The following is a 4,583-nucleotide window of genomic DNA, read 5'->3' as shown; positions in this document are numbered from 1 at the left end:
CCCCTGTGGTGCGGATCATCGAGTCCCCCTTGACTCAGGTCGGCCGGGTCGTCCGGCCTGCGTCAGTATCACCCTGACGGGTCGCGCCGGGAAGAGGGGATACTCGTTCGTCGCGCACGCGGTTCGCCACTAGGCTCACGCTCTTGTGAGCACCGCCATCCGCGTCGTCGAGACGGTCTTCCCCCAGCGGCTCGGCACCTCGTTCCGCTGGCTGGTCGCGTCGTCGTGGACCACCAACCTCGGCGACGGGCTGATGATGGCGGCCGGTCCGCTGCTGGTCGCCTCCCAGACCCGCAACCCGGTGCTGGTGGCCGCGTCGGCCATGGCCTTCCAGCTGCCGTGGCTGGTCTTCGGGCTCGTCGCCGGGGCGATGGCCGACCGGCTCGACCGGCGCCTGCTGGTGATGACGATGGACGCCGCGCGCGCCGTCGTGCTGGCGGGCCTGTGCGGGGTGATCCTCACCGGGCACGTCAACATCTGGATGGTCATGGGCGCGATGTTCCTGGTCGGGCTCGCGGAGGTCTTTGCGGACTCCTCGACCGGCACCCTGCTCCCGATGCTGGTCGACAAGCCGGACCTCGGCGTCGCCAACGCCCGCATCCAGGTGGGCTTCCTCACGGCCAACCAGCTCGTCGGGCCGGCGCTGGGCGCGATCATCTTCGCGGCCGGGATGGCACTGCCGTTCATGATCCAGACCGTCTGCGTCGCCCTCGGGGTCGTCCTGGTCTCCCGCATCGGTACGCCGCGGGGTGCGGTGCGCCAGCACGTCGAGACCCACGTCCGGCAGGACATCGCCGAGGGGGTGCGCTGGCTGGTCSGCAACGGGCCGGTGCGGACCCTCGCCCTGGTCATCGTGGCCTTCAACATCACCTGGGCGGCCCCGTGGTCGGTGCTGGTGCTGTGGTCGCTGGAGCGGGTGGGCATGGACGAGGCCGGCTTCGGCCTGCTCACCACCGCGGCAGCGCTCGGCGGGCTGCTCGGGACGGCGGCGTACGGGCGGGTGGAGAGTCGGGTCCCGCTGGCCACCCTGATGCGCACCGTGCTCGCGTGCGAGGTCGTCTTCCACCTGGCGATGGCCCTCACCACGTCGCCGTGGGCGGCGTACCCGCTGATGTTCTTCTTCGGCGCCTACGCCTTCATCTGGGGGACGCTCTCGCAGGCCGTGCGGCAGCGGGCGGTGCCCACCGAGTTCCAGGGTCGGGTCGGGTCGGTCTACATGCTCTGCGTGATGGGCGGCATGCTCGTCGGCTCGCTGCTCGGCGGGCTGATCGCGCACCGGTGGGGCGTGACGGCGCCGTGGTGGTTCGCCTTCGTCGGCTCGGGGCTGACGCTCGCGCTGGTGTGGCGCCAGCTCGCTCACATCGCGCATGCCGACGGGCAGGCCGCGCGCGCCGCAGGCTGAGCCTGCCCGCGAGGTCAAGGAGATGGCCCGTCCGGGCCATGTCCTCCGACAGCGCCCGCCCCGAGATCTACCCATGTTTGATGAATCCATGGGGATGCTGCTGCGCGGCGGTGCCGGTCGGGCCGATGGTTCCGGACATGGAGGTGGCGAGATGAGAACTCGTGGTCGGGCCGCTGGTGCGGCAACAATGCTGGGAACGGTGGCCGCATCGTTGGCCGTGGTCGGAGCGGCGGTGCTCCCAGCGAGTCCCGCCTCCGCGGCGGTGACGATCGAGGCGCCCGTCGCGCCTCGCGCGGGCGTCGTCAACCTGACCGGCACCGTCGGCGTGGCACCGGGGGAGGTGACCACGGTCCTGTACGTGGTAGACGCCACGAGCTCGACCGAGTCGCCACCCGGCGCGGACTGCTCGGGCAACGGCGTGCCCGGCGGGCCCGAGGACGACCTCAACGCCGACGCCAGCGTCGGGGACATCCTGGACTGCGAGATCGCCGGGATCCAGGCGCTCAACGGCAGCCTCGCAGGCTCCAGCGGGCTGCAGGTGGGCCTGGTCGCCTTCGCCAACCAGGCCGCCGCCGCCGACCTCGACCCGGCAGGGAGCGCGACCTTCCTCCCGCCGGGCTTCACGGGCGGGGACCCGCGTCCCCGGATCAACACGGTGTCCTCCAGCGTCGTGCGCGACCGCATCGGCCTCTACGACCCCCGGGACCTCGGCGGCAGCGGGTCGGGGACCGCCTTCAACAGCGGCATCTCCGTGGCACTCTCCACCTTGGCCACCGCGCCCGCCGGCCCGAAGTGGATCATGTTCCTCTCCGACGGCCAGGCGGCCATCGACGACAGCCAGCTGGTGGCACTCAGGCAGTCCGGGGTCCGGCTGCGGAGCTTCGGCATCGGCACCGAAGCCACGTGCGCGCCCTTCGCGAGCCTGTACAAGATGGCCTCGGCCACCGGTGAGAGCTGCACGCTGGTGCCTCAGCCCGCGTCGCTCAGCGCGGGACTGACCGGCTCCCAGCCCGACGCGGTCAACGGCGTCACCGTGTCGATCGACAAGACCTCCGTGGCCGCCACCGTGGACGCCGTCGGCGGCTGGAAGGCGAGCTTCACGCTCGGGGCCGGCACCTACACCGCCACCGCCACCGCCACCCTGGCCTCCGGAGCCACCCAGCGTACGCAGCGCACCTTCACCGTGGAGGCGATCGCCGGCGGACCGGCCGCGGGGACCGTCACGCCCGGTCCGGGGGCCCTGCAGGCCACCGGGATCAAGGTGACCCGCCCCAAGCCCTCCCGCCAGGCCCTGCCGAAGAAGGTCGCCGGCCGGGTCGGCCGGCCCGTCGACGGCCTGACGACGGCACCCCAGTTGGCCGGGGCCACGGTGCAGCTGCAGGCTCGCCCGAGCGCCGGTGCCCCCTGGGTCAAGGTCGGCCAGGACAGCGTGGACCGTCAGGGCAAGTTCGTCCTGAAGTGGAAGCCCCAGGCCCGGCTCCGCCTGCTGCAGGTGGTGCTGGTGCCGCCGCAGGGCTTCGCGGAGAGTGCCGCGGCCGTGCCGCCGGCGAAGATCTCGGCGTGCAAGGTGGTCAAGCGCGGCGGTGGGTGGACGGTGACCTGCCGGACCACGGTCAAGTCCGGCAGCGTCGCCCGGCTCCTGGCAGGCGCGAAGGTCGTCGACAAGGCCCGCGTCCGCAAGGGAGGCTTCCGGCTGGACGGCAAGGGCAAGACCGGAGCCCACACGATCGACATCACCGTGGGCAAGAAGGGTCACGTGCGCCTGGCCCTGTAGACGGCCCTGTAGACGGCGCTGTAGACGTGTCGGCCGACACGGTGGTCTCGTCCCTCGCGGACGGGCCACCGTGTCCGCACGTCCCCGACGCAGCGCCCGTCGCCGCATAGGGTGAGATCGCCGTCGCTTCCCCCGGTGTCTGAGAGGATGCCGCGATCGGCGTACCACCCGACCGCGCGCCGACGACGAGAGCCAGGGGAGCAGCACGGTGTACCTGAAGAGCCTGACGCTCAAGGGCTTCAAGTCCTTCGCCTCCTCCACGACGCTGCAGCTCGAGCCGGGCATCACCYGCATCGTGGGTCCCAACGGGTCGGGCAAGTCCAACGTCGTCGACGCGCTCGCGTGGGTGATGGGCGAGCAGGGCGCGAAGTCGCTGCGCGGAGGCAAGATGGAGGACGTCATCTTCGCCGGCACCTCCGGTCGGCCGCCGCTGGGTCGCGCCGAGGTGCAGCTGACGATCGACAACTCCGACGGGGCGCTGCCGATCGACTACTCCGAGGTGACGATCAGCCGCACCATGTTCCGCAACGGCGGCTCCGAGTACGCCATCAACGGGAGCTCGTGCCGTCTGCTGGACGTGCAGGAGCTGCTCAGCGACTCCGGCATCGGGCGCGAGATGCACGTCATCGTCGGCCAGGGCCAGCTCGACACGATCCTGCACGCGACCCCTGAGGACCGGCGTGGCTTCATCGAGGAGGCCGCGGGCGTCCTCAAGCACCGCAAGCGCAAGGAGAAGGCGCTCCGCAAGCTCGACTCCACCGACGGGAACCTCACCCGGCTGAACGACCTGCTCAGCGAGATCCGGCGCCAGCTCAAGCCCTTGGGGCGCCAGGCGGAGGTCGCCCGCAAGGCCGCCACCGTGCAGGCCGACGTGCGTGACGCCCGGGCCCGGCTGATCGCCGACGACCTGGTCACCGCCCGCACCGCGCTCGAGCAGGAGATGGCCGACGAGACCGTGCTGGTCGAGCGTCGCGAGCAGGTGGAGGCCGAGCTGGCCCGCGGCCGTGAGCGCGAGGCAGCGCTCGAGGCCGCCCTGCGTGAGGACCTGCCGGCCCTGTCCGCCGCCCAGGAGACGTGGTTCGCCCTCTCCGGGCTCAAGGAGCGGTTGCGGGGGACCCAGTCGCTGGCCGGGGAGCGGATGCGCAACGCCGCCGGTGCGGGCGACGACTCCGTCGACTCCGGACGCGACCCGGACCGCCTCGAGGCCGACGCCGAGCGGGTGCGCCAGCAGGAGGCCGAGATCGGGGCCGAGGTCGAGCAGCAGCGCGCCGCGCTGGACGGCGCGGTGTCCGTACGCCGGACCGCCGAGGACGCGGCGGCGGAGGAGGAGCGCCGGATCGCCGGGCTCCAGCGCGCGGCCGCCGACCGGCGCGAGGGCCTGGCGCGACTGCACGGGCAGGTCAACGC

General features: G+C 72.4%; 3 protein-coding genes. All 3 read left to right on the top strand.

What is annotated here, in order from left to right:
• The first annotated feature begins 145 nt into the window (after positions 1-145).
• The gene (locus ACXJKL_RS15180; protein ID WP_457207871.1) at positions 146-1,402 is read left to right on the top strand and encodes an MFS transporter; all 1,257 of its coding nucleotides are present in this window, start codon (positions 146-148) and stop codon (positions 1,400-1,402) included.
• 232 nt (positions 1,403-1,634) lie between these two features.
• On the top strand, positions 1,635-3,176 hold the full coding sequence (locus tag ACXJKL_RS15175) for a vWA domain-containing protein (RefSeq protein WP_457207870.1): 1,542 nt from the start codon (positions 1,635-1,637) through the stop codon (positions 3,174-3,176).
• 208 nt (positions 3,177-3,384) lie between these two features.
• Positions 3,385-4,583: chromosome segregation SMC family protein (locus ACXJKL_RS15170; protein WP_457207869.1), on the top strand; the 1,199-nt coding region annotated here is incomplete at its 3' end.

The sequence above is a fragment of the Nocardioides sp. P5_C9_2 genome, assembly GCF_054049555.1.
Note: the sequence above shows the minus strand (reverse complement) of the source record. Positions and strands in the feature narration are given on the sequence as shown.